Annotated in this window: 22 protein-coding genes; 7 read left to right on the top strand and 15 right to left on the bottom strand. The window is 67.9% G+C overall.

Annotated features, from left to right (window positions below; genetic code table 11):
- Nucleotides 1–85 precede the first annotated feature (85 nt).
- Together IP92_RS29975 and IP92_RS29970 are read left to right on the top strand one after the other, a co-directional pair.
- A complete protein-coding gene (locus IP92_RS29975; RefSeq protein ID WP_158206852.1) occupies nt 86–439 on the top strand; it encodes a hypothetical protein in 354 nt (117 codons plus the stop codon).
- 332 nt (nt 440–771) lie between these two features.
- Nucleotides 772–1,143: an AraC family ligand binding domain-containing protein gene (locus IP92_RS29970; protein WP_158206851.1), complete on the top strand. Its 372-nt coding sequence runs from the start codon at nt 772–774 to the stop codon at nt 1,141–1,143.
- A 3-nt stretch (nt 1,144–1,146) separates the two neighbouring features.
- Here the strand turns inward: IP92_RS29970 and IP92_RS20810 are convergent, their stop codons facing one another.
- The 7 genes from IP92_RS20810 to IP92_RS20780 all read right to left on the bottom strand — a co-directional run bounded on the left by IP92_RS20810 (nt 1,147) and on the right by IP92_RS20780 (nt 12,146).
- Nucleotides 1,147–3,435 (bottom strand): FdhF/YdeP family oxidoreductase, encoded by a 2,289-nt coding sequence (locus IP92_RS20810; protein WP_145878643.1) that lies wholly within the window; start codon nt 3,433–3,435, stop codon nt 1,147–1,149.
- Between the two features lie 41 nt (nt 3,436–3,476).
- Entirely contained in the window at nt 3,477–4,490 is a 1,014-nt protein-coding gene (locus tag IP92_RS20805; RefSeq protein WP_145878641.1) for an AI-2E family transporter, read from the bottom strand.
- 28 nt (nt 4,491–4,518) lie between these two features.
- Complete coding sequence (locus tag IP92_RS20800) at nt 4,519–5,520, bottom strand: ribonuclease Z (RefSeq protein WP_145878639.1); 1,002 nt, start codon at nt 5,518–5,520, stop codon at nt 4,519–4,521.
- Between the two features lie 54 nt (nt 5,521–5,574).
- The gene (locus tag IP92_RS20795) at nt 5,575–6,573 is read right to left on the bottom strand and encodes an OmpA family protein (protein ID WP_145878637.1); all 999 of its coding nucleotides are present in this window, start codon (nt 6,571–6,573) and stop codon (nt 5,575–5,577) included.
- A 74-nt stretch (nt 6,574–6,647) separates the two neighbouring features.
- Nucleotides 6,648–8,960 carry a chitinase C-terminal domain-containing protein gene (locus IP92_RS20790; protein ID WP_145878635.1) on the bottom strand — a complete coding sequence of 771 codons (2,313 nt, stop codon included), beginning with the start codon at nt 8,958–8,960 and terminating at the stop codon, nt 6,648–6,650.
- Between the two features lie 13 nt (nt 8,961–8,973).
- A complete protein-coding gene (locus tag IP92_RS20785; protein ID WP_145878633.1) occupies nt 8,974–9,987 on the bottom strand; it encodes a cupin-like domain-containing protein in 1,014 nt (337 codons plus the stop codon).
- A 512-nt stretch (nt 9,988–10,499) separates the two neighbouring features.
- Nucleotides 10,500–12,146 carry a glycosyl hydrolase family 18 protein gene (locus IP92_RS20780; RefSeq protein ID WP_145878631.1) on the bottom strand — a complete coding sequence of 549 codons (1,647 nt, stop codon included), beginning with the start codon at nt 12,144–12,146 and terminating at the stop codon, nt 10,500–10,502.
- 308 nt (nt 12,147–12,454) lie between these two features.
- Here IP92_RS20780 and IP92_RS20775 point away from each other — a divergent pair, with 308 nt between their 5' ends.
- Nucleotides 12,455–12,781, top strand: coding sequence for a DUF5710 domain-containing protein (locus IP92_RS20775; RefSeq protein WP_145878629.1), 327 nt, complete (start codon nt 12,455–12,457; stop codon nt 12,779–12,781).
- A 205-nt stretch (nt 12,782–12,986) separates the two neighbouring features.
- Nucleotides 12,987–14,189 (top strand): pyridoxal-phosphate-dependent aminotransferase family protein, encoded by a 1,203-nt coding sequence (locus tag IP92_RS20770; protein ID WP_145878626.1) that lies wholly within the window; start codon nt 12,987–12,989, stop codon nt 14,187–14,189.
- Between the two features lie 18 nt (nt 14,190–14,207).
- On the opposite strand, the gene IP92_RS20765 is transcribed toward IP92_RS20770, so the two are convergent.
- Entirely contained in the window at nt 14,208–14,474 is a 267-nt protein-coding gene (locus tag IP92_RS20765) for a UBP-type zinc finger domain-containing protein (RefSeq protein ID WP_145878624.1), read from the bottom strand.
- Nucleotides 14,475–14,573: 99 nt separating this feature from the next.
- Nucleotides 14,574–14,987 (bottom strand): secondary thiamine-phosphate synthase enzyme YjbQ, encoded by a 414-nt coding sequence (locus IP92_RS20760; RefSeq protein WP_229418889.1) that lies wholly within the window; start codon nt 14,985–14,987, stop codon nt 14,574–14,576.
- An 83-nt stretch (nt 14,988–15,070) separates the two neighbouring features.
- Between IP92_RS20760 and IP92_RS20755 the strand changes: the two genes are divergently transcribed.
- On the top strand, nt 15,071–15,319 hold the full coding sequence (locus IP92_RS20755; RefSeq protein ID WP_145878620.1) for a DUF3297 family protein: 249 nt from the start codon (nt 15,071–15,073) through the stop codon (nt 15,317–15,319).
- Between the two features lie 16 nt (nt 15,320–15,335).
- Here the strand turns inward: IP92_RS20755 and IP92_RS20750 are convergent, their stop codons facing one another.
- From IP92_RS20750 to IP92_RS20735, 4 genes are all read right to left on the bottom strand, one after another.
- Nucleotides 15,336–15,713, bottom strand: coding sequence for a GFA family protein (locus tag IP92_RS20750; RefSeq protein ID WP_145878618.1), 378 nt, complete (start codon nt 15,711–15,713; stop codon nt 15,336–15,338).
- 180 nt (nt 15,714–15,893) lie between these two features.
- Nucleotides 15,894–16,346 carry a nuclear transport factor 2 family protein gene (locus tag IP92_RS20745; RefSeq protein ID WP_145878616.1) on the bottom strand — a complete coding sequence of 151 codons (453 nt, stop codon included), beginning with the start codon at nt 16,344–16,346 and terminating at the stop codon, nt 15,894–15,896.
- Nucleotides 16,347–16,411: 65 nt separating this feature from the next.
- Entirely contained in the window at nt 16,412–17,887 is a 1,476-nt protein-coding gene (locus IP92_RS20740) for an MDR family MFS transporter (protein WP_145878614.1), read from the bottom strand.
- Nucleotides 17,884–18,336, bottom strand: a complete 453-nt coding sequence (locus tag IP92_RS20735; RefSeq protein WP_145878612.1) for a MarR family winged helix-turn-helix transcriptional regulator — start codon at nt 18,334–18,336, stop codon at nt 17,884–17,886. The genes IP92_RS20740 and IP92_RS20735 overlap by 4 nt, the downstream gene beginning before the upstream one ends.
- 252 nt (nt 18,337–18,588) lie before the next feature.
- On the opposite strand from IP92_RS20735, the gene IP92_RS20730 reads away from it, so the two are divergent.
- Nucleotides 18,589–20,670: a hypothetical protein gene (locus tag IP92_RS20730; protein WP_229418888.1), complete on the top strand. Its 2,082-nt coding sequence runs from the start codon at nt 18,589–18,591 to the stop codon at nt 20,668–20,670.
- 53 nt (nt 20,671–20,723) lie between these two features.
- Nucleotides 20,724–21,410, top strand: coding sequence for a DNA alkylation repair protein (locus IP92_RS20725; RefSeq protein WP_145878608.1), 687 nt, complete (start codon nt 20,724–20,726; stop codon nt 21,408–21,410).
- On the opposite strand, the gene pelA is transcribed toward IP92_RS20725, so the two are convergent.
- Both pelA and IP92_RS20715 read right to left on the bottom strand, forming a co-directional pair.
- Nucleotides 21,407–22,714, bottom strand: a complete 1,308-nt coding sequence (pelA, locus tag IP92_RS20720; protein WP_229418887.1) for a pectate lyase — start codon at nt 22,712–22,714, stop codon at nt 21,407–21,409. The two genes, IP92_RS20725 and pelA, sit on opposite strands and share 4 nt — an antisense overlap.
- A 20-nt stretch (nt 22,715–22,734) precedes the next feature.
- The gene (locus IP92_RS20715) at nt 22,735–24,312 is read right to left on the bottom strand and encodes a DUF5060 domain-containing protein (RefSeq protein ID WP_145878606.1); all 1,578 of its coding nucleotides are present in this window, start codon (nt 24,310–24,312) and stop codon (nt 22,735–22,737) included.
- Nucleotides 24,313–24,318 lie beyond the last annotated feature (6 nt).

The following is a 24,318-nucleotide window of genomic DNA, read 5'->3' as shown; positions in this document are numbered from 1 at the left end:
TCTATTTCTAATTCAGGAGAATCTAAACCAACCTTATTCCAGAGTCCCGGTCCAATGTATTAGATCGTTTAAATCGGAGCCGACTATGGAATACATACCAACGAAACCGGTGAATCTTCCCCTCGCTGAGTTCATGGCGCTGGAATTCTATTTGATGGACAACCGGCCGGGTGTGAAGCCTGAGCTGTTCGTAACCGAACTGGTAAAACGATGGCTGGCTGTCGAGAATGAGCGCCTGGCGCTGCGGCGGGACGGCGCTGCGCTGACGCCATCGCAATTTGCCAACCAGCGTGCGAAGGGGCGCAATGTATGGCGCTTCGTCTGGCTGCGCTTTCCCGGCAACGAGCGCTGGGTGCGCGCCGACGACTGCCGGGTGCGACCGCACCGCGGTGGAGATCGTCACGCTTCGCCCGATCACATTCGCACCGGCTCTGGATGACCGGGCCGGCGGCCTTTCCCGAATTGCCGCCAGCCCGCCGCGGTGCGCGATGCGATCGCGGCCCCATGCGGCCGTGCGGGGCGTGGCGCTTCGGCGATCGCATGACGGGGGGCTTTGGGCGCGTGCGATCCGCAATGTCTCCACGCGGCCGAACCAGCGGCGTCCACGTACCGGCACGCGTGTCTCCTTCCTGCCCGCCATGCACGGCAGCGCTGCGCGAACGCTTGGAACAAACTCGACGCAAGTGCCGACAGAAGATTTTCTCGCACGACGGCGTGCTCGTCCGACCTCCACGGGACTACCATGGGATGTCGACAAGAAGGAGGACGACCATGCAAGTACGCCACATCGACACCATCGCGCCGGTCGCGCTGCCGGGCATCGAACACCGGACGCTGGCGAACCGCGCCGCGGGCATCGCTTCGTTCGAAGTCTGGCAGCAGGCGCTGGCGCAGGGCACCGCCACGCCGCTGCACCGTCACGATTGCGAGGAAGTGATCGTGTTCACCGGCGGGCACGGCGTGATGCGCCACGCGGGCCGCGAGGTGCCGTGCGGGCCCGGCACGGTGCTGCTGTGCGCGCCGAACGAGCTGCACCAGATCGTCAACACGGGTGACGCGGCGCTGACGCTGTACGGCATCCTGTCCGCATCGCCGGTGCCCGTGATGGATGCCGACGGCAACCCGATCCCGCTGCCGTGGTGAGCGTCAGCCGGCCCGTTCCAGCAGCACGGGAATCTGCTTGAACGCGGGCGTGTTGGCGCCGCGCGCGACGAGCAGCGGCGACAGCAGCGGCGTCAGCTCGGGGAAATAGCCGAACACGTCGTCGTGGCCGTAGTCGATCGCGACGAGGCGGATGCCGTCCACGTGGCGCTCGATGCCGTCCGGCGCCGCGGCGCGCACGCGCACGATGTCGCCGTCCGCGAACCCCAGTCGCGCCAACGTGCCGGCGCCGGCGAACAGCACGTGGCGGCTGCCGTGCACGCCCCGGTAGCGGTCCACCTCCCCTTTCGGGTCGCGGTACACGGTCGTGTTGTACTGCCGGTGCGCGCGGATCGTGGCCAGGCACAGCACGCCGTTGCCGTAACGGGCCCGGGCGCGTGCCATGATCGTATCGGCCGGCAGCGCGTGTGCGATGAAGCGTGCCTTGCCCGTCGCCGTGCGCCACTCGCGCCGGCCGGCGCTGTTCGGCAAATGGAAGCCCTTGTCGTGACGGATCTTCGCGTTGAAGTCGTCGAAGCCGTCGACGGCGCCGTCGGCCACGCGCTCGATCAGCGCGCGGATCGCGTCATAGTCGGTACCCAGCGCATTCCAGTCGATATTCCAATCGATGCCGCTCTCCGGCAGCGTGTTGCGCGCCAGCTGGCTGACGATGTACGGCTCGGAGCGGAGCAACGGGCTGGCGGGCCGGTTGCGGCCCATCGATGCATGCACCATCGACGCGGTATCCTCGACACTGACGAACTGCGCGCCGCCCGGCTGCATGTCCAGCTCCGTGCGGCCGATGCACGGCAACAGCAGGCCGGTGCGGCCCGGGTACAGGTGCGTGCGGTTCAGGCGCGTGGCCACGTGCACCGTCAGGCGCGTGCGAGACAACGCCTCGAGCACGCGCGGCGTATCCGGGGCGGCGACGGCAAAGTTGCCGCCCAGCGCCACGAAGGCTTGCACGACGCCGTCCAGCAGGCCGTCGATCGTGCCGACCGCGTCGAGGCCGGGCGCGCCGGGCGCCTGGATGCCGAACACGCGGCGCAGGCCCGCCAGCCACTCGGGCTTCGGCCGGCTCGTGATGCCCACCGTGCGGTCGCCCTGCACGTTCGAGTGCCCCCGCACCGGCATCAGGCCGGCGCCCGGTTTGCCCACGTTCCCGCGCAACAGCATCAGGTTGACGAGCATCTGGATTGTCTCGACGGCGAACTCGTTCTGCGTCAGCCCCATGCACCAGGCGGCGATCGTGGCGGGCGACGCGATGTAATAGCTGGCCGCTTCTTCCATCTGGGCGCGCGTCAGGCCGCTGGCGGCCTCGATGGCGGGCCATGCCTGGCCGGCGACGGTGGCGCAGAAGGATCCAAAGCCGTCGGTGTGCGCGGCGATGAAGTCCGGGTCCGCCGCATCGCGCTCCAGCACCGCCTTGACGATGCCGGTGATCGCGGCCAGGTCGCCGCCGACGCGCACCTGGTAATACGCGTCCGCCAGCCGGGTGCCGCCGTTCACCAGTTCGGCCGGCGCCTGCGGATCGGCGAACGCCTCCAGGCCCCGCTCGCGCAGCGGGTTGAAGATGATGATGCGGCAGCCGCGCCGCTTCGCCTCGCGCAGGTCGGCCAGCATGCGCGGGTGGTTCGAGCCGGGGTTGTGGCCAAAGCTCATGATCAGCCGGGCGTGGGCGAAGTCGGCACGCGTGACGGTGGACTTGCCGACGCCGAGCGACATCGTCAACGCCTGGCCGGACGATTCGTGGCACAGGTTCGACGAATCGGGCAGGTTGTTGGTGCCGTAGGCGCGCGCGAACAGCTGGTACAGGAACGCCGCCTCGTTGCTGGTGCGGCCGGACGTGTAGAACACGGCGCGTTGCGGGTCGCCCAGCGCGCGCAGCTCGGCGCCGGCCAGCGCGAACGCGGCCTCCCAGCCGATCTCGCGGTACCGGTCCGTGGCCTGGTCGTACAACATCGGCGCGGTGAGGCGGCCGGCGCCCTCCAGCGTCACGTGGTCCCATGCACGCAGGGCCGTGACAGTGTGCTCGGCGAAGAACTCCGGTGCGGCGCGGCGCTTGCCGCCTTCGTGCGCGATGGCCCAGGCGCCCTGCTCGCAGAAGTCGACGGACTTGCTGTCCGGCGAATCGGGGTAGGCGCAGCCGGGGCAATCGACGCCGCGCGGCTGGTTCAGCCGGGGCAGCGTGGCCAGCGCCGCGCCGTTGCCGATCAGCGCCTTCGCGGCGCCGTGCAGGGCGCCCAGGCCGCCGGCCGGTTTGTCATAGGGTCGGATGGGGATCGTCTTCGTCAATCGGGTCTTTCGCTATCTCGTTCGTGGTGCGCCTGGCGGCATCAGATCAGCTCGCGCGCGCGCAGCTCGTCCTTGATGTAGGCGTAGTAGACGGGCGCCGCGATCACGCCGGGCAGGCCGAACACGGCTTCGGCAAACAGCATTGCCGTCAGCAGTTCCCAGGCACGGGCGTTGATGTGCGAGCCGATGATGCGGGCGTTCAGGAAGTATTCGAGCTTGTGCACGACAATCATGAAGACCAGCCCCGCCACCGCCACGTGCAGCGAGTGCGACAGGCTGACGATTACCAGCACCGTGTTCGAGATCAGGTTGCCGATCACGGGCAGCAGGCCGGCCAGGAACGTGATGGCGACCACCGTCTTCGCCAGCGGCAGCTTGACGCCCGCCAGCGGCAGCACGATCAGGACGAAGATCGCCGTGATGGCCGTATTGATCGCCGAGATCCATACCTGGGCAAACACGATGTTGCGGAAGGCATGCGCCAGCAGGCGGGCGCGCTGCACCAGCGCCTCGGTGAACGGGCGGCGCGGCGAGCTGTCCTTGTTGGTGTCGTGCAGCGACGCCATCAGGCCGATGATCATGCCGAGCAGTACCCGCGTCAGCGTCTTGCCCGCCTCGGCGCCGAACGCCTGGGCGGCGCCGGCATGTTCGCGCAGCCACGCGGTGACGGCCTCGCGCAGGCCGTCGGCGCTGACGGGAATGTGCTCGCTGATCCACGGCGGGATCTGGTCGCGCGAGGTGTCGATGATGTCCGCCAGCCGGACGAATACATTGGTCAGGCTGTTCGCATCGATGCGGAACAGCACGATCAGGCCCCATGTCAGCAGCGCGATCAGCGCGACGATGACGGCGCCGATCGCCGCCGCGGCGATCATCCGCGCCCGCGTGTCGCTGATGCGGCGCCCCAGCGCCGGCGCGATCGCATGGATCAGCGAGTACATCAACAGGCCGGCGAACAGTGCGCCCAGCAGGCCGTGCTTCAGCACGAGCAGCAGGAACACGCCCGTCAGCAGGTAGGAAGCGATGGCAACGTATTCGGTGGTCTTGTTTGTCATTGGCGCATGCGGTAATTGTGCAGCCGCATTATGCCTGAGCCGGCGGCGCATCTCCCATCCGCGCCAGGCGGCCGTCGCGGTCCAGCGCATAGCGGGCGAAGTCGCTGGCCAGGAACAGATTGCCGCGGTAGGCCGCGCGTGCCTCCGCTTCGACGTCGCCCAGCGTCAGCGGCCCGCCGCCTTTCTCCCCGTTGCCCGCGCCCTTGTCCTGATAGCGCGGGCTGAAATGCGTCAGCACGAGGTTCGGCAAGCCGGCGTCGCGCGCCGCCTCCGCGACCATCCGCGCGGAGCTGTGCTGCGGGCCGGGGCCGACCTTTGCCAGCACGGCATCCGTGTAGGTGGCTTCGTGCACCAGCACGTGCGCGTCGCGCGCTGCCTCGACCAGCAAGGCGGGCGTGTCGTTGTCGCCTGCGACGATCACCTTGCGCGGACGGCGCGGCGGCAGCAGCACGTCGTCCGGCCGCAGTACCCGCCCGTCCGGCAGCGTGACGGCGCCGCCGTTCAGCAGTTGGCCCCACAACGGTCCGCGCGGCACGCCGGCCGCCGTCAACCTGGCCGTGTCGAGCCGGCGCTCGACCGACTTTTCCGTGAACGCGTAGGCGTACGACGGCACGCGGTGCGACAGCGCATGCGCGGTGACGGCAAGATCGGGCAGCACGTCCGCTTGCGGCAGCGCGGCCACGTCGACGAACGTCACCGGGTACGGCAGGCGCAACTCCGTGGTCTCCATCACGCCGCGCACGTAGCGCTCCAGCGGGGCGGGCCCGACGATCGCCAGCGGCTCGGTGCGGTTCAGCAGCCCGGCGCTGGCCAGCAGCCCGGGCAAGCCGTAGCAATGGTCGCCGTGCAGGTGCGTGATGAAGATCGCGCGCAGGTCGCGCGGCGACAGGCTCGTAAAGAGAATGCGGTGCTGCGTGCCCTCGCCGCAATCGACGAGGGCCCAGCCGCCGGCCGTGCGCAGCGCCAGACCGGCGACGTTGCGCGTTTTCGTGGGGGTGCCCGATGAGGTGCCGAGAAATTCCAGTTCCATGCCCGGATTATCGGGCATCTTGCGGCGGCGTGGCGCGAACGCCGTCCGATCGGCCTATTGCTTCACCAGCTCGACGCGGCGGTTCTTCTCGCGGCCCGCCTCGGCATCGTTCGACGCCACCGGTGCATACGCGCCGACGCCCTTCGCGGACAGCCGCTTGCCGTCGATCTTGTACTCGGTGGTGAGCTGCTTCACGACCGACTCGGCACGCTTTTGCGACAGCTCGATGTTGTGCGCGACGCTACCCTGGTTGTCCGTGTGGCCGACGATGTGCACCTTCAGCTTCGGATCCTGCTGCAGCAGCTTGGCCATCTCGCCCAGAGCCGCCTTCGAATCGGGCTTCACGTCCGCCTTGTCCGTATCGAAGTAGACGCCGTACACGGCCACCTTGCCTTCGCTGGCGATCGACTTGGCCATCTCGCCTGCGTTCAAAGTGGCGGACACCTTGCCCGTCTCCATCGGCTTGCCCTCGACGATCTGCAGATACACCCCGCCCAGGTCGCCCCGCGCCGGCGGCACGACGTACACGGCCACATGCACCGTGCCTCCGTCAGGCTGCGTGCCCTTCGCCACCAGGTAGCGCGGCTCGTGCGCGCCGGAGTTGAACGTGTTGCGGTAGTCGCTGCCGCCCTTGATGAAGCCGTCCACCTCGACCTGGCGCAGCATATGGTTGCCCAGGTTCTCGCCGCAGCTCTCCTTGGCGCAGGTGAACACCGTCTTCAGCCCCGCCTTGTCGAGCGCCGCCTGGTAGTTGCGGAACACTTCCAGCGACGAGCGGTCCACCGGGTAGACATAGACGATGCGGGTGTACTTGCCTTCCGGCTTCAGCACGCTGTCGAACATCAGCTGGTTGTTCTTGTAATACGGCTTGCTGGTCGGGAGTGCCGCCTCGTCGAACTGCTTGACTTCGTAGGCCACCATCTTCGAGCCTTCGAAGCGCGACAGCATCGGATGATCCTTGGCCCCCTTCACCGTGTCGTTGGCGGGCACGCCGGCAAAGGCGCTGGGCAGGATGGCGCACAGCGCCAGGAAGCGGATCGAGTTGGCGTACATGGATTTCCCGTTGAAGTGATGAACACGGCGGATTGTAAAAAGAAAATGCATTTTTTACAATCCGCTGCGCATCGTCACTTCAATGCCACCGGCAGGTCGGGATATTCGTCCGCCAGCGCGTACTTCACGCCGTTGACGGTGATCGTGTATGCGGACGGCCCGGAGATCGGCAGCTGGTAGTTCAACGTCAGCGACCCCGACGCGCCGGGCGCCAGCGATTGCCACGCGGGGATCGTGAACTTCGCGTGATTGAAGTTGGCCTTGAAGCCGCCGATATTGTTCGGGCCCGTGTAGCCGGCCTTCGTCACCGTCAGCCCGTAGCCCGACTGGTCGCTCATGTTGGCCGGCGCGGAGACGGGATAGTCGAACTCCACGACCGAGCCGCCGGGAATCGTCGCGGACGTGTTGTTCGTCACCGTCATCACGGGGTTGATCGGGTAATTGCTGTCGCCCAGCTTCCAGCCGCCCAGCGTGATCGACACCTTCGCGCTCGTCGACGGCATTGCCGATTCGGCGCGCACCGCGCCATAGGGACTCGCGGTTTTGAACGCGTTGGCGATGTTCGTCGTCAGCGTCTGCCCCATGAAGTACTCGCCCTTGCCGCCGTTCTTGCTTGCGTCCCACGCGTAGTCGCCGGCCAGCTCCCAGATCATGATGCCGCCGATGCCGTTGTCGACGATGTACTGGGTCTTCGCGGCGATCGACTGCGCCGTCTCCGTCGAGATGAACACGCGGCGCGTGGCGTTCCACAGCCATGGTGCGGCCATCGTCGCGCTGTAGTTCGCCGCGTACGTGCCCGTGATCGTCTTCTCGGTGATGCCGTAGGCGTCCAGGTAGTCCGGCACGATGCCGTTCTGCAGGTTCAGCGCGTGCCACAGCGGGTTGCCCCCGCCGGGGATCGGCTGGCCGTTCGTATCGAGGTCGTGCCACACGTTGTCGATGCCCGTCGCCCCCGTGCCGCACGTCTTCACGCCGGCACACGTGACGGTATTGCTGACGATGGCCGTGGTGCCCCACAGGCCGTTGCTGCCGCCCGTGACGTCCTTCCAGCCGCGCGTGTAGTACGGCACGCCGATGTTGATGCGGCCGGCCTGCAGCGCGCCCCGGTAGTAGCGGTAGGCCCAGTCGACGTTCAGGTAGCCGATGCCGCCGAACTGGTACGCGTTACCGGCCTTCAGCTCGGCGTCGTTGCCGTCGTCGAACAGCGCCGCGTTCGGGCCCACGTACTGGTTCCAGCCGCCGTGCAGGTCGTAGGACATCAGGTTGGCGTAGTCGAGGTAGCGCAAGGCTGACAGGTTCTCCTCGCCGCGCAGGATCCAGCCGGAGGCGGAGCCGGCGATCGTCAGCAGGTAGTAGCGGTTGTCGGCGACGGCGGCCGCGTCCAGCTTCTGGCGCACGACCTTCAGCAGCTCGTTATAGCCCTTCATCAGCCCTGCCAGCCGGGGCTTGGAGACGCCGAAGTCGAGCGGGTTGCCGGCTTCATTGTTGGTGGTGGGGTGCTCGTAGTCGACGTCGATGCCGTCGAAGAACGGGTACTTGCGCAGGAACGCGACGAACGAATCGGCCAGCGTGTTGATGCCCGCCGTGTTGACGGTGCCGTCTGCATTCACCGTGGCCGTATAGAAGCCGCCGCTGCCGGCCCAGCCGCCGACCGACAGCAGCACCTTCACGCCCGGGTATTTTTTCTTGTACTGGGCGAGCAGGTTGAAGTGGCCCTGGTATGGCAGGCTCGCATCCATGGCGGCGCCGGGCACGTTCGGCCACGTCATGCCGGTATCCGGATTGTTCGCGCCGCTGCCGATCTGCACCCGCGCGCTCGCATCGACGGTGGCGAACGCGTAGTTCACGTGCGTGATGCGGTCCCACGGGATGTTGTTGATGAGGTAGGCCGGCTGGCCGTTCGTGCCGGTGCGCCAGCTGGTGAAATAGCCGACGATGCGGCGGTTCAACCCATTGGCCAGCTTCTCGCGGCCGTTCGCGTCGTACATGCCGCAGTAGTTCACGTTCGGTACGGGCGAGACGAGGCCGTCGGGGCGGCAGGCGACCGGGGTCGGTGTCGGCGTGGGTGTCGGCGTGGGCGTCGGGGTCGGCGTGGGAGTCGGTGTAGGGGTCGGCGTGGGCGTGGTGTCCTGCAGGGACCATGGGCCCCACTGCTCGGCGCCCGGCACGTTGTTCTGGGTCCACCACTTGGCGACGTACGTCTTGCCCTGGTAGGTGACGCAATCGCCGTTGTTGTAGACGGCGCTGGCGCTCCATTCGGGGCAGGACGATGCGACGAGGGCGGCCGCGAGGCGCTGCGGCTGCGCGGTGACGCCGCCGTCGCCGCCGCCACAGGCGGCCAGGGTGCTGCCGGCCAGCGCCAGCATCAGGAAGCTGCGGATGTTCATGGGGTCTCCGATGTCAGAAATCGTGGTTCGACGGGTAGCTGCTGTAGAAGTCGTTATCCCAGCGGAAGTGGGTGGCCGAGATCGTGATCGACACGTCCAGCGCCTCGACGTGGTGCCACCAGCCGACCGGCAGGAACAGGATGTCGCCCGGCTCCAGCACGCAGTCGGCGATGGGCATGCCGGCCGTCGCGGGGAAGCGCTGCGTATCGATGGCGCGGCCGTCCACGGGCGTGAAGCAGTGGCGGTGGTTGTACAGGTTCGGCGTCTCGCAGGGCGCGATCAGGCGCACACGCTTGCGGCCCATCACCTGCATCATGAAGTTGTTGGTGAGGTCGTGGTGGAACGGCGTCACTGTGCCGGCCGGGCCAAGCCAGAAGAAGCCCTTGCGCTCGCCGTTCAGGTAGTCGGGCAGCGCGGGCATGTCCTGCCACAGCTCGTCGAGCGCGGCGCGGTTGCGGCCATCGTTATTGGCCGTCATGTAGAAGTCGTTGGTGGGCCCGCTGGCACGGATCAGCGCGACGTACTCGCCGAACGGCATCACGCGCTTGTGCGCGATGCTGTTCATCTCGTACTCGGGATCCGCATCGCGGCCGCACTGCACTTCGACGAGCCGCGTGCCGAAACGCTCGGCGAGGGTGTCGAGGGTCCAGGCGCGTGCCGGACTGTCGTCCAGCATGCCCGTGATGATGACGGGACGGTTCGTCACGTAATGCTCGCGCAGGAACACGTCGCCGGACAGCCGCGCGCGCCACTCGACCTGCGGCGGCACGATCCGATCGAGCCGCGCCTGGATACCGAGCACCCAGTCGCGCTTCGCGAGCCGATTGGTCAACCGCCGCGCCCCATGCAGATAGGGACTCGCCAGCGCCTGCGCAATCTCGACCCGCGCCACCTGCGCCGGCACGCCGGAACGGCCGAGGATCGCGACGAGCGTATCGGGATGGCTGCCGAGCACGAGGTTCTCGGCAATCCAGCGCCGCCACTCGTCGCCGATGCCGATGGGGTGGACTGTTGCACGACGTTTCATCGCGAGGCTCCTTGTTGGTCGGTTCGTCCGGTACTGTTCAGTTTGTGTCTCCTTGGTGCCAGGCACCAGAGACACGAGCTCAGCCGGTTACACTGTTCAGCCTGTGTCCCCTGGTGCCAGGCACTAAAGGGACACAAGCTCAGCCGTTGGCTACTGTTCAGCCCGTGTCTGCGATGCCAGTGGCATCGCTGCCAGGCACCGGTGACACAAGCTCATCCGTCAGCTGCTGTTCAGTTCGTGTCACTGGTACCTGGCACCGGTGACACAAGCTCAGCCGTCAGCTACTGTTCAGTTCGTGTCACTGGTGCCTGGCACCGGTGACACAAGCTCAGCCGTTGGCTATTGTTCAGCCCGTGTCACTGGTGCCAGGCACCGGTGACACAAGCTCAGCCGTTGGCTACTGTTCAGCCCGTGTCACTGGTGCCAGGCACCGGTGACACAAGCTCATCCGTCAGCTGCTGTTCAGTTCGTGTCCCTGGTGCCAGGCACTAAAGAGACACAAACTCATCCACTCACCGTCCCTGCCACACGGCACTGGTCAGCTGCCCGTTCGCATCGCCGTCCAGCTCCCACGAGAACGCTCCGCGCAGGCCCTGATCGCGGACGTATTGCATCTTCGACGCGATCACGGTCGGGTCGTCGTAGCTCCACCATTCGCCCGTGGTCGTGTACAGGTACAGCTGCTTCGTCTGCGGGTGGTACCAGCGCTGGCCGGCCTTCGCGATCAGCTCCTTGTAGTCGTCGATGCCCTGCTCGTACTTGCCCATGGCGGCGCCGCCGGCCGATTGGTACAGGCCGTTGCCGTTCGGGCCCGCCGCGACGCTCTTCCAGCCGCGTCCGTAGAACGGCACGCCCAGCAGGATCTTGTTCTTCGGCATACCGGCGGCGACAAGTGCCGTGATCGCGTCGTTGGCGTTGTACTTCGCCACATTGCCCGTCGACGGGTCGGCGGGGTCGTGGTACAGCGCCGCATGGAAGTTCGTGCCCGGGTCCCAGGCGCCGTGGAAGTCATACGTCATCACGTTGACCCAGTCCATGTACGGGCTGTACTTGGCCGGCTCCGTGTTGGCGATCTTGTCGACGCCCGCGCCGATCGCCGCCGTCAGTGCGTAGCGCTTGCCGTCGGCCGCTCCTTGCGCATCGAGCTGGGCGCGGAACTCGGCCATCAGCAAGGTGAAGTTCTGCTTGTCCGCCGCGTCCACCGTGTTGTACGGCTGGCCGCCGCCGCCCGGGTATTCCCAGTCGATGTCGATGCCGTCGAACACGCCCTTCGCCGCGCCCGCGCCACCGCGGCCATCCTGCACGGGCAGGTCGCCGGCGATGAACATCTTCACGCACGACTTCGCGAGCTGCTTGCGCAGCGCATCCGTCTTCGCGGCCGCCGAGAAGTATTTCGACCAGCTCCAGCCGCCCAGCGAGATGAACACCTTCAGGTTCGGGTGCGCCGCTTTCAACAGCTTCAGTTGCTGGAAGTTGCCGGACAACGGAGCGTCCCACGGCACCGCCTGGCCGTTGACGGTGCGCGCCGGACTGCGCTGGTAATCCGCATACGCGTCGCCGCCGGTGCCGTCGCCCGATTCGGCGCGCGTGACCATGTCGCATTCGTAGCCGCCGTTCTTCGCGTAGACGTTGCCGAACGCGTAGTTGATGAACGTGAGCTGGTCGGCGATGCTGGTCTGCACGCCGTTCACCGGCGTCTTCGTCGTGTGGATGTCCGCCACCTCGTAGCCGCGGCCATACACGCCCCACTGCGCGAAGTACGAGCCGATCTCGCGGCCGTTCGGGGTCGGGGTCGGAGTCGGAGTCGGCGTGGGCGTCGGAGTGGGCGTCGGAGTGGGAGTAGGCGTTGGCGTTGGAGTAGGCGTTGGAGTCGGTGTCGGCGTGGTTGTCTGCAGCTCCCACGGGCCCCACTGCTCCGTGCCGGGCACGTTCCCCTGGGTCCACCACTTGGCCTGGTAGACTGCGCCGTTATACGTCACGCACATGCCTACCGTGTAGATCGCGCTCGAGCTCCATGCGGGGCAATCGGCCGCCGCCGACATCGCCAAGAGGCGCGTGGCCTGCGGCGAGTCCCCGGCGCCGCCGCCGCCACCGCAGGCGGCGAGCATCGCGCCGATCAGGCCGACTACTAGGGTGCTTCCTGGGATTGCACGTTCCATCGTTTCCTCCGTTTCAGTGGTCGCTTGGTGGTCCCCCCACCTGCTTCAACCAGCATGTGCGCGCACAAAGTGGTAGTCAAGTGGTTTCAATTAATGCCACCAATCCAATACCAGTTGCAACAGGGGAAGCGCGCCGAAAGCGCCTGCACTGGACCATACCGAGCGGTCGCCCAGAGGGAAAACGACGAATGTTCAAAATGGGACACCGTGTTAAATCGCTAGTACCAATTTTTCGCCGCGGCGAAGTGGTACGGTGACGGTCCGGTGCGGGCTATAATGCCCGCCCGGATTCTCCACGCATTGACGACATGACGACCGAACCGCCTTTCGCCCCGCCCTACAAGCTCGCCATCGATACGCCGGAAGGCCGCCGCTGGGTTGAAGTCCTGGCCGACGGCAGCCAGGTCGACTCGACGCCGCCGGCCACCACCCTCGCCCCGCCGGGATCCGCATCGTCCACATCGTCCGCCCCGCCGCGCAGCGCCGGCGGCAAGGCGCAAGCCTTCCTGAACGTGCCGTATGCGGAGAAGGACGAGGCCAAGCAGCTCGGCGCGCGCTGGGACCCCGCCCGCAAGAAATGGTATGTGCCGCATGGCGTGGACCTGCAGCCGTTCAGCCGCTGGACGGCCACGTAAGCCCTCATGCAAGCCCCATGGTAGACTTACCTTGAAGTCAACCGCGGCGCCCCACCTTGGCGCCGCCCTCCTTCGCGCGCCGGGCGACCGGCCAGGCGGCGCGAACGGCCCCTTCGTGCGGCGACCGGCTGCGCGGCCTGCCGCGACGCCACTTGACCGTCCCCTTGACCGTCCCCTTGATCGCCAGCCGAAGAGAGCCTGAAAGATGATTGCCCAACCCGACGTCCAACCGCTGGACTCCCTGCTGCCCGCCGAACCGCTGCTCATGATGGGTGCCGGCCCCGTGCCGATTCCCGCCCGCGTCGCGCATGCGAACTCGATCGTGATCAACCACCTGGGCGACACGATGGCCCGCGTGATCGGCCAGGTGCAGTCGATGGCGCGCTACGTGTTCCAGACCGAATCGCCGTGGATCCTCGGCGTGGCGGGCCCCGGCTCCGCCGCGATGGAGATGAGCATCGCCAACCTGGTGTGGCCGGGGACGAAGGTACTGTCGATCGTCAACGGCTACTTCAGCGGCCGCTTCGCCGAGATGGCGCGGCGCGTCGGCGGCGACGTGACGACGCTCGACGTGCCCCTCGGCGAAGCCGCCGATCCGCAGGCCGTCGCCGAAGTGCTGGAGCGCGTGCGCCCGGCCGTCCTGACGATCGTCCAGGGCGAAACGTCGTCGACAACGTTCAACCACCGCCTCCCCGAGATTGCCCAGCTGGCGCGCCAGGCGGGATGCCTGATCGTTGTCGATGCCGTGTGCACGCTGTCGACGACGCCGCTGCCGATGGACGATTGGGGCATCGATGCCGTGGTGACGGGCGGCCAGAAAGGCCTGTCGTCGATTCCCGGCGTGTCGCTGATCGCGCTGTCGCAGCGCGCGTGGGAGCGCATCGAGTCGCGCCCGGCCGCGCCGCCGCAATGGTGCCTGGACGCCCGACTGGCCGCGCAGTTCTGGCACCACGATTCGTATCACTACACGGCGCCCGTGTCCGGCATCCTGGCGCTGCACGAGGCGCTGCACCTGGTGTGCCAGGAGACGCTGGAGCGGCGCTTCGCACGCCACGCCAGCTGCTCGTCGGCGATGCAGCACGCGATCGAGGCGCTTGGCCTGTCGCTGTACGGCCAGCCGGCGGCGCGGCTGCATTCCGTGATCGGCATCGAGGTGCCGGACGGGATCGACCGGGCCCGCGTCTGCGCGCACATCTCGGCGCGCTACCGCGTCGAGATCTCCGGCTCGTTCGGCCTCAACATCGTGCGCATCGGCCAGATGGGCGAGCAATGCCGCGCGCACCACCTGTTCCGCACCTTGCACGCCTTCGGCTCGACGATGCGCGACCTGGGCGCGCCGGTGGACCTGCCGTCCGCCGCGGCGGAACTGGAGCGCGCGCTGGCGAAGATGCCGGATGATGCGGTGTAATGCGCGCCGTATAACGCGTCAGATCGGGTCGAAGAACCGCTTGTCGACGTAGCACCAGCCCCACGTCTCGCCCGGCTCCTTCGAGCGGATCAGCGGGTGGCCCGTCTCGTGGAAGTGGCGCGTCGCATGCTTGTTCTTCGACTGGTCGCAGCAGCCCACGTGGCCGCACACGAGGCAGGTACGCAGGTGCACCCACGTGTCGCCCAGCCGCAGGCATTCCTCGCAACCGGCGCTGTTTGGTTTATACGTGTGGATCTGGTTGAAGTGTTCGCACTGGTCGCTCATCGTTGTCCTCTTCGATACATGCGCCGAGCTTAGCGCGGTTGGCCGGCGCGCCGCCTCTCTCTTTTCGGCAGGCAGCGCAATACGGTCCGCCCTGCGCAGTCAACCCAACACTGTGACGACCACCGTGCGCCGGTGCGGCGCCGTGCGGTGCTCCCACAGGAAGATGCCCTGCCACGTGCCCAGCAGCAGCCGGCCGCCGCCGATCGGCACCGTCAGCCCGGTATCGGTCAGCATCGTGCGCGCATGCGCAGCCATGTCGTCCGGCCCTTCCGTATCGTGGCGGTAGCGCGGGTCGCCGTCCGGCGCCAGGCCGGAAACGATCGTTTCCAGGTCGCGCCGCACGTCCGGGTCGGCATTCTCGGTGATCGTCAGCGAGCAGCTCGTGTGCTGCACGAACACGTGGGCCAGGCCGCATTGCACGCCCGATTCGCGCACGGCCCGCTCGACGGCGTCCGTGATGTTGCGGGTGCCGCGGCCGGACGTGGAAAATTCAAGGATGGATTGATGAGCCAAGAGGGTACTTTCCGGATCGGGCGCCGCGCGCGTGGGTGGCGCCGGGTTGTCGCGCGCGCGCATCTGAAGGATAATTGGCGCCCATGAACGATACCACTTCCCGCCCCACCCTGCCGGACCGTCTGTCGACGGATCCCCGCAGCTCTTTCCACGTGCCTGCCGTGTTCGAACACGACATCGGCATCCGCTTCAACGACAAGGAACGCTTCGACGTGTCCGAATACTGCATCAGCGAAGGCTGGATCAAGGTCCCGGCCGGCAAGACGCTGGACCGCAAGGGCAACCCGATGCTGATCAAGCTGAAAGGCAAGGTCGAGGCGTTCTACAAGTAACGCTACAAATAGGCTCTCAGCGCACGGGCAACCACTTCGGCTTGGTGTCCGTGTGCAGCTCGCGCTCGACGGGGCCGTCGTATTCCGGCTCCATCGTGCCGAGCGTCAGCGCGATCCGGTCCGGCGCCTGTTCGCTGCGCCAGTACAAGGTCGAGCCGCAGACGCGGCAAAAACCACGCCGTCCATGCTCGGACGACGCATATTCCGTCACCATCTCCTCGCCCCGCTCGAAGCGGAAGCCCGCCCGCGCCACATTGGCATACGTGCCTGCCGCGGCGCCATGCTGCTTCTGGCACATCGTGCAATAGCAATGGCTCGCGTGGCTGACGGGCCCCGCGGCCTCGTAGGCCACCAGGCCGCACAGGCAGCGCCCGCGTAACTTCTGCTCTTCCATCCTGTCTCCTCGTTCAAGGTCCTGTTCATCGGCGTACCAGATCCGCGACGGCGCCCTGGTGTACACGAAAGCGCGGGCGGATCGCCGCGCCGCGGGCGTCGTCAGTGAAGTGTTAATAATAATCCGCCGAGAATGGCGTTCCAACCCGGCGATCGCACGTTTCGCGCGCGCGCCGTCGGATCAGGGCTTGGCGGCCAGGTTCATCGTCTGCACCGCGAGCAGCTTGCACTGCCCGTCCACGTTGACGTAGGTGCGCATGAACTGGTAGCGGTTGGTGCGGAACGTGGCACCATCCGCGTTCCACTGTTCGACGATGGACAGCCCGCGCAGCACGACCGTCTCGCCCTGCGCATGCACGTGCACGTCGCTCGTCGTGCGCGACTTGAACGCCGCCTGTCCCTTCAACCCCTGCAACCGCTCCAGCAGCACCGCGCGGCTTTCGACCTGCGAGCCGAGCGAGTGGACCCATACGTAATCGTCCGCCAGCGCAGCGCGCAGGAATGCCACGTCGCCGCTGCGCAGCGCTTCCTCGTACCGGCGGTCGTGGTCGACCAACGCGGCTGTGGGCTGGCAAGGTACTCCCAGCGCGGCGCATGGCAGCAGGCTGGCGAGGAGGGGCAGGAGACGTTTCATTGGCGTCCACGGTGCGGAAAAACGGGCCTCCAGTGTACGCCAATCGTCGCTCGCAGCGTCGCGGTCTACTCGGCCGCCGGCGCCGGCAGGAACAGCAAGACGATCAACGCGGCCAGCACGATCACGCCGCCGGCCCCGAAGATGCTGGCGATCGCATGCCGGTACACGGCCACCGCCGTGGCCTGCACCGCGGATGCCGCGAAGCCGCCATGCGGGTCGGCCGCACGGACGGCGGCGATGCCGTGCGCATGCAGCTGGCGCGCCAGGATCGCGCCGGAACCCGTCACACCCAGCAGGCCGCCCAGCGACCGGAAGAATGTCAGCATCGCCGTGCCGACGCCGCGGCGCGCCGGCGGCAGCGCGCCCTGCACGACAATCGTCATGTTCGGCATCACGAGCCCCAGGCCGAGGCCCAGCGTGAAGATCGGCGGCTCGATCACCGCATAGCCCATCCCCGCATCCATCGCCCACGCCAGCAGCGCGAACGACGCGGCGGCCAGCGCCAGGCCGGCGACCTGCGTGCGCTTGTAGTGGTGCGCCTGCCCCGCCAGCCGGCCGTTGACGGTGGACGACAGGATCATCCCCGCCATCATCGCCACCGTCATGAAGCCCGACTGCGCCGGCGAATTGCCCATCACGAGCTGGAAGAACAGCGGGAAGAACACGCTGGCGCCCATCAGGCCGACGAAGGTCAGCAGCATCACGGTGCTGGCGATGTTGAACACACGGTTGCGGAACAGGTCCGGCGGCAGCACCGGCTCGGCCGCACGGCGCACGTGCACGACGAGCCACGCGCCCAGCACGACGGCCAGCAGCGCGCACGCCTTGACCTCGATGCCATCCCAGGCCCACTCGGTGCCGCCCAGCGCGAGGATCAGCAGCAGCGCCACGATCGTGCCGGTCATCAGGATCGAGCCCAGGTAGTCGATGCGGTGCGCATGCGTGGCGGCGGGCTTGCGCAGCGAACGCGCCAGCGCGCGGAACGCGACGGCGCCCACCGGCAGGTTGATGAAGAAGATCCAGTGCCAGGACAGCAGGTCCGTGACGACGCCGCCCAGCACCGGCCCGAGTACGCTGGCGACGGCGTAGACGATCGCGATCGAGCCCTGGCGCTTGGCGCGCTCGGCGGGCGGCACCAGGTCGCCGATGATGATCTGCGCCAGCGGCATGAAGCCGCCCGCCCCCAGGCCCTGGATGGCGCGGAACACGATCAGCTGCGTCATGTCCTGCGCGAAGCCGCACAGCACGGAGCCGACGAGGAACGTGATCAACGCCGTGAACACCATGGGCCGCCGGCCGTACTGGTCGGCCAGCTTGCCGTACAGCGGCATCGTCGCCGTCGAGGCCAGCACGAAGGCCGTGACGACCCACGACAGATGGGCCATGCCGCCCAGGTCGGAGACGATGCGCGGCAGCGCCGTTGCCACGATGCTTTGCTCGAGCGCGCCCAGGCCGAGCATCGTCAGCAGCGCGAAGTAGACGGCACGGATCTCCTCGCGGGTGACGGGAGCGGCCGGATCGGTATGGATCGCGTGGTTCATGGTTGGGCAATGATGGTCAATGGTTCGATGGCCGCCTCCAGCGCTTCCAGCTGGGCGGGTGTCAGGCGGGCGACGCGCTGCGCCAGCCAGTCCAGTCGGCGGGCGCGGAGCTGGCGCAGCCGCGTGCGGCCGGCGGCGCTCACCTGCAGGCCGCTGCGGCGCCGGTCTTCCGCAAGGGGCGCCATGCGCTCGACGAAGCCGGCCTCCTCCAGCGCCTTCACCTGGCCACTGATCGTCGGCCCGCGCACGTTCTGCAGGCGCGCCAGCTCGGCCACGCCGATGCCGGGGTTTTCCTCGATGGTCCACAGCAGATGCGTCTGCACCATCGACAGGCCCGTGGTGTCGTCGGCCGCGTCGCGGCGCATTTCGCGCACCAGCAGCTTGAGCGCGGTGCGCAGCTCTTCCGACAGCGCCTCTACCCGCTGCGCGTCTGTTTTCCGGTCCGTCATCTCATCTTTCATATAGGTAGGCTACCTATCTATATTAGCGCGATCGGCGCGCGCCCGCAAGCGCGCGCCGACTGCTCATCCTGGTGAGCGAATGGCGGGTGGCGATGGCGGGCGGCACCGTTGCGCCTTACCATGAACGATCGCCACCGCCGTCGACTTGCCGCGCACCTGCCCATGCCCACCACTGCCCGCTTTCGCCCTGCCCCTTGGCGCCTTGCCCCTTGCCGCCTCCTCCCATTGCTGCTGGCCGCCATGCTGACGATGGCGGCCGCCGCGCCGATCGACCGCCAGGCCGTCGTCGCGCGCCACGATCCGCACCTCACCAGGCTCGATCCGATGGCGCCGCTATCGGTCGGCAACGGTCGCTTCGCGTTCACGGCCGACGTGACGGGCCTGCAGACGTTCGCCGACCATTACTGGAAGACGGGCACACCGACGGAAACCCAGGCGCGCTGGTCGTGGCACGAAAACGCCAACCCGCACGGCTATAAACTGGCCGACGCGAACCGCCCGTTCACGGCGCACGGCCGTACCCAGGGCTATCCGACCAATCAGGGAACGCCGGCCGGCCAGTGGCTGCGCGAGAACCCGCATACGCAGCCGCTGCCTCGGATCGCCTTCGTGCTGGCCGGGGCCGCGGCGCGTCCGCTCGAACCGGGCGACGCGACGGGCATCGACCAGCGCCTGGACCTGTGGCAGGGCCGCCTGTCCAGTCGCTGGCAGCTGCGCGGGCAACCGGTCAGCGTGACGAGCGCCGTCGCGCCGGACAGCGACACACTTGCATTGCGCATTCGCTCACCGCTGCTGGCGAACGGCACGCTGGCCGTGCGCATCGCGCTGCCACTCGGTTACGACCTGAAGGTGAAGCACAACCCGCCGCTGGACTGGTCGCAACCGAATCTGCATCGCACCACCGTGCTGGGCCAGGACGAGCGGCAGCTGGCCGTCGAACACGTGCGCGATGCGGCCCGCTATGCGATGACGGTGGCAGGCGCGGCGCCACTGAATATCGCACGGCCGGACACGCATACGTTCATCGTCACGCCGGCACGGGGCGAGACGCTCGACCTGACCGTGTCGTTCGCCCAGCAGGGCCGCGCCGCGGCGGCAGCCGCCGACGACGTGTTCGCGGCCAGCGCCGCGCACTGGCGGGCGTACTGGCAAAGCGGCGCCGCGATCGATTTCGCCGGCAGCACGGACCCGCGCGCGCCGGAACTGGAGCGGCGGGTCGTGCTGTCGCAATACCTGGCCGGCATCCAGCTGGGCGACACCTTGCCGGCGCAGGAAAGCGGACTGACGACGGCCACGTGGTACGGCAAGCACCACACGGAAATGGTGTGGTGGCACACGGCGCACTTCGCGCTGTGGGGCCGGCCCGAGTACACGGCGCGCACGCTGTCATGGTTTCAACGAACCCTGCCCAGCGCCCGCGCGGTGGCGGCGGAACGGGGCCTGCAGGGCGCGCGCTGGATGAAGATGACGGGCCCGGAGGGGCGCGAGAGCCCGGGCGGCAACCCACTCATTGCGTGGAACCAGCCGCACCCGATCCATCTCGCCGAGCTGCTGTACCGCGCCGACCCGTCGCGCGCCACGCTGGAGAAATACCGCGAGCTGGTGATGGAGACGGCGGCCGCGATGGCCTCGATGCTGCATTGGGACCCGCGCGGCGAGCGTTACGTGCTCGGCCCGCCGATGTGGATCGCGCAGGAGATCTATGACCAGTCGACCAGCATGAACCCCACCTATGAGCTGAGCTACTGGGCGCGCGGCCTGGAGATCGCCCAGCAGTGGCGCGAGCGCCTCGGCCTGCCGCGCGACCCCGACTGGGAGCAGCGCCGCACTCACCTGGCCGCGCTGCCGCAAAAGGACGGCAAGTACGTCGCCATCGAAAGCACGCCCGACACGTGGGACAACGTGGCGAGCCGCCACGACCACCCGTCGTTCCTGATGGCGTATGGGCAGCTGCCGGGCGACGGCGTCGATACCGCGACGATGCGCCGCACGCTGGACGCCGTGCTGAAGAACTGGGATTGGGAGACGAAGATCTGGGGCTGGGACTACCCGATGATCGCGATGACGGCCGCGCGCCTGGGCGCCACCGAGCAGGCGGTGGACGTGCTGCTGAAGTCCGATGGACCGAACAACGGCTACACGGCGGCCGGCCACAACCCGAACAAGGGCCTGCCCGTCTACCTGCCCGGCAACGGCGCGCTGCTGGCGGCTGTCGCGATGATGGCCGGCGGCTGGGACGGCGCGCCGAACCGCGCGGCGCCCGGGTTTCCGGACAACGGCAAGTGGGTCGTCAGGGCGGAGGGGTTCCGGAAGCTGCCGTAGCACCCAGCGGCAATATTTCCTAAAATTGGGGTCTGACCCCGATTTCAAGAAATATGGCTACCGAAAATATCGTCGATCACGTGCGCGGGGCGCTGCAGCCGCTGGCCGATCCTGAACAGGCGCGGCGGATGAGCGATTACCTGCGCGGCCAGTTCCCCTTCCTCGGCATCCCTACGCCGCAGCGCCGCGCCGCCATCGGCAAGATCGGTGCGGACCTCGACCAGCCGACGCTGCTCGACGCGGCCGAGCGCCTGTGGGACCTGCCCCAGCGCGAGTACAAATACGCGGCGGCCGATATGCTGGCCGGCGCGGCACGCCGGCTCGATGCCGATGCCCTCGCGCCGCTCATCGCGCTGGCACAGCGCGAGCCATGGTGGGACACGGTGGATGCGCTGGCCGGCGTGGTCGGCACCATCGTGCGCCGGCAGCGCGCTGCAGATCCGCGGGCCGTGCAGGCGATGGACGACGCCCTCCTCCACCCGTCGCTGTGGGTGCGCCGCATCGCCATGCTGCACCAGCGCGGCTGGCGGCTGGAGACGGATGAAGCGCGCCTGTTCCGCTACGCGCTTGCGCTGGCGAACGAAGAGGATTTCTTCCTCCGCAAGGCCATCGGCTGGGCGCTGCGCGATTACGCGCGCTGGAATCCGCCCGCCTTCGCCGCCTTCCTCGCCGAACATCGCGGCCGGTTTGCTCCGCTGACGGTGCGCGAGGCCAGCCGGCACATGGAGGCGGAAGACTAACGCACCGCCGCCGTCCGCGCCGCGCTCCACTTCGCGTATGCGGCCAGCGCCGTCGCAGGGCCGTTCCCGTACCAGCCATAGCCATCGCGCCGCTCGCGCGTCAGCTCGTTGACGTCCGTGTGGATCGTGCGATCGCGGTCGCCGAAGATCGGCTGCATCGTGCCGATGTCGTACATACGCGCCCACAGCGGGCCATTGCCCGGCTTCGGCACCAGGTGCCGCCCGTCCGCACCGTTCTTCGCGCCGTTCTTTGTATACTCGACGTCGTAGACGGCCACGCGCTTCAGCCATGCGATGCCGGCATCGACGGCGGCGACGACGCCAGGCGCCGGCCGCCGCAACCGCATCAGCATCGTCAACAGGCGCGACGTCTCGCTGCTCGACAGCGCCACCGGCTCGAAATTGCGCGCGCCGACGGGGGCGAGCGTCAACGCGTCGTGCTGCTGGCACCAGCCGGTGGGCACGCCGTTCACGCGGATCTGGCTGGCCAGGATCACGCCGATCGCGCGCTCGTGCGCCACGCCCGCGCGCTGCGCCAGGTCCGCCGGCACGAAGGCGTAGTCGCCCTGCCGCTGCGCCACCGTGTCCAACAGTTCGGTCACCTGCACCAGTGCGTTGTCATTGAACGTGATCGCGTCGTGGTAGCCGCCCTGCAGCGGATACACTTGCGGGAAGCCGCCGTTCGGATACTGGGCGCTGAGCAGGTAGCCCACGCCCTTCGCGAACGCGGCGCGGTAAGGTTCGCCCGCCGCACCTGGCAGCGCCGCCTGCACGCGGGCGAGGAAGCGCAGTTCCGTCGTCGTCGCATCGTTGTCGATGGTGCCCACATAGCTCCAGCCGTCCGTGCGCGTGACCACGCCGCCGCGCGGATCGTCGTCCACCGGCGCATAGTGCTCGCCGCGCTGGCGCAGCGGGCCGCTGCGGTCGACGTTCTTGCCCCATCCGCCGGCCGGCGTCTGGAAGCTGACGATGTTGTCGGCCACGTGCCGCGCCTGCGGCGACGCATACCAGGCGGCCGGCCGGTCCAGCGGCATGCCGGACTCGCCCTTCAGGTGCGCCGCCGCGCCACTCGTGGTGCCGCCGGCTGCCCGCTCGGCCGCCAGGGCCGCCTTGTCGCGTTCCATCAGCATGCGCGAGCGCTCCAGGTAGGCCCGCCATGCGGCCCGCTCCGCTTCCGGCAGCGCGGCCAGCCGCGCCTCCGTGACCGGCTGCGCCGGCGTCATCGTGCCGATCACCGTGGCCGTCGCCGGCAGCGCCACGCCCAGCGCCAGCGTAACCGCGGCACTCAGCAAAAAACGTTTCATCTCCACTCGCTCTCCTTCGTTCAACGCACGCGCACGATGCGCAGCGCCATGTACGGGCGGCCCGGCAGCGCGATGCCGCGGCCGTCCTTGTCCGCGTACGTGTAATCGTCGCGCTTCTTGATTTCAAACGTGCCGGGCACCGGCGTGACCGTCATGTTCCACGTGTCGATCACTTCGGCGCGGAAGTTCATGCCGTCCGCCAGCCCCGTCTTGAACAGCACGAACGGCCAGTTGGTCGGCCGCTCGCGGTTGAAGTAGCCCAGGTAGTACTCGCCGTGTTTGCCGGCGAACGGGTGGTCCTGCCATTTGTCGATCGGCTCCAGGCCCTCCAGCGGGCTGTCGGACAGGATCTTGCGGAAGAACGCCAGCCGCGCGGGGCTCTTGCCGCGCAACGTGCCGCCCTTCGCGAGCCACACCATGCCCTGCGGGTCCTGGTATGCCTCCCCGTGACCGACGTACGATCCCGCGATCGCGCCGTTCCAGAAGCGCAGGACCATCTCTTCCGGCGTCAGCTGGCCCCAGCGGCGCGTGAAGTCGCCTTCGTATTTCACTTCGTCGTACACGACGGGCTTCTCGTACACGTCGCGGTACAGCACCGCACGCTCCGGGTCGAGCGTGGCGGCGCCGTGCTGGATCGACACGTGCGTGACCCACGGCTTCGTGTGGTTGTACAGCCGGAACGCGTTGTGGATCGAGCGCAGGTGATCATACGGATCGGCGGCCTGCACGAGCTGGAAGTAATGGTCCCAGTCGTCCATCCGCTTTTCGGTCACGAAGTCGAACTCGTTCGCCATCGACCACCACACATTGCGATAAGCGGCAAGCCGCGCGACCGCATAGCGCAGGTAGCGGTCGTTGGCGGCCGCCGGCAGCCGGTCGAAGCCCCATTTGCCCTTGTCGTAAGGGTGGAACAGGATCAGGTCCGCTTCGATGCCCAGCGCGCGCAGCTGCGCGACGCGCTTGTCGAGGTTGCGCCAGAACGCCACGTCGAAGCGCTCCAGGTCCCAGTTGCGCGGTGGCGTGCCGGCGAACGGAAAGCGCAGCGTGCCGGCCTTGTCGTCGTTGTTCGGGAAGATCGCCATGCGGATCTTGTTGAAGGGCGCGCCGGCCAACGTGCGCAAGGTTTGCTCCTGCAGCGCGTCGCCCTGGTGGATCCACGCGTAGCTCGTCGTGCCCACCTGCCAGAACGGCGTGCCGTCGCCATACCCGAAGTGGAACTTGTTACGCACCGCGACGGGACCGTGGTTGCCCGGTGCCGGCTGCACCACCGTGAAGCTGCCCTGTTTACCATGCAGCGCGGGACGATTGCTGCGCGTCTCGTAGGTCCACTGGCCCACCGCATCGGGCATGAAGCGGATCTTGTAGTGGCCGTCGCCGTCGTAGAAGCCAGTTGCCGCAATGCTGCGCGCCCCCTGGCGGAACACGGCGGACAGTTCGACATCCACGAACGGGTTGCCGTCGCTCGGGCCGGCCAGCGCGACTTCCAGCGTGCCCCAGCGCTCGACCGGTGCAGCGGGGGGCGTGACGCCAAAGTCGTCGGCCGATGCCAGCGCGGCGCACAGTGCCAGCGCGCAGGCCAGCAACACTCTTACAAGCATGTTCAT

This window comes from Pseudoduganella flava (assembly GCF_007830495.1).
Lineage (GTDB): Bacteria > Pseudomonadota > Gammaproteobacteria > Burkholderiales > Burkholderiaceae_D > Rugamonas > Rugamonas flava.
This window is presented reverse-complemented; position numbering and strand designations above follow the sequence as displayed.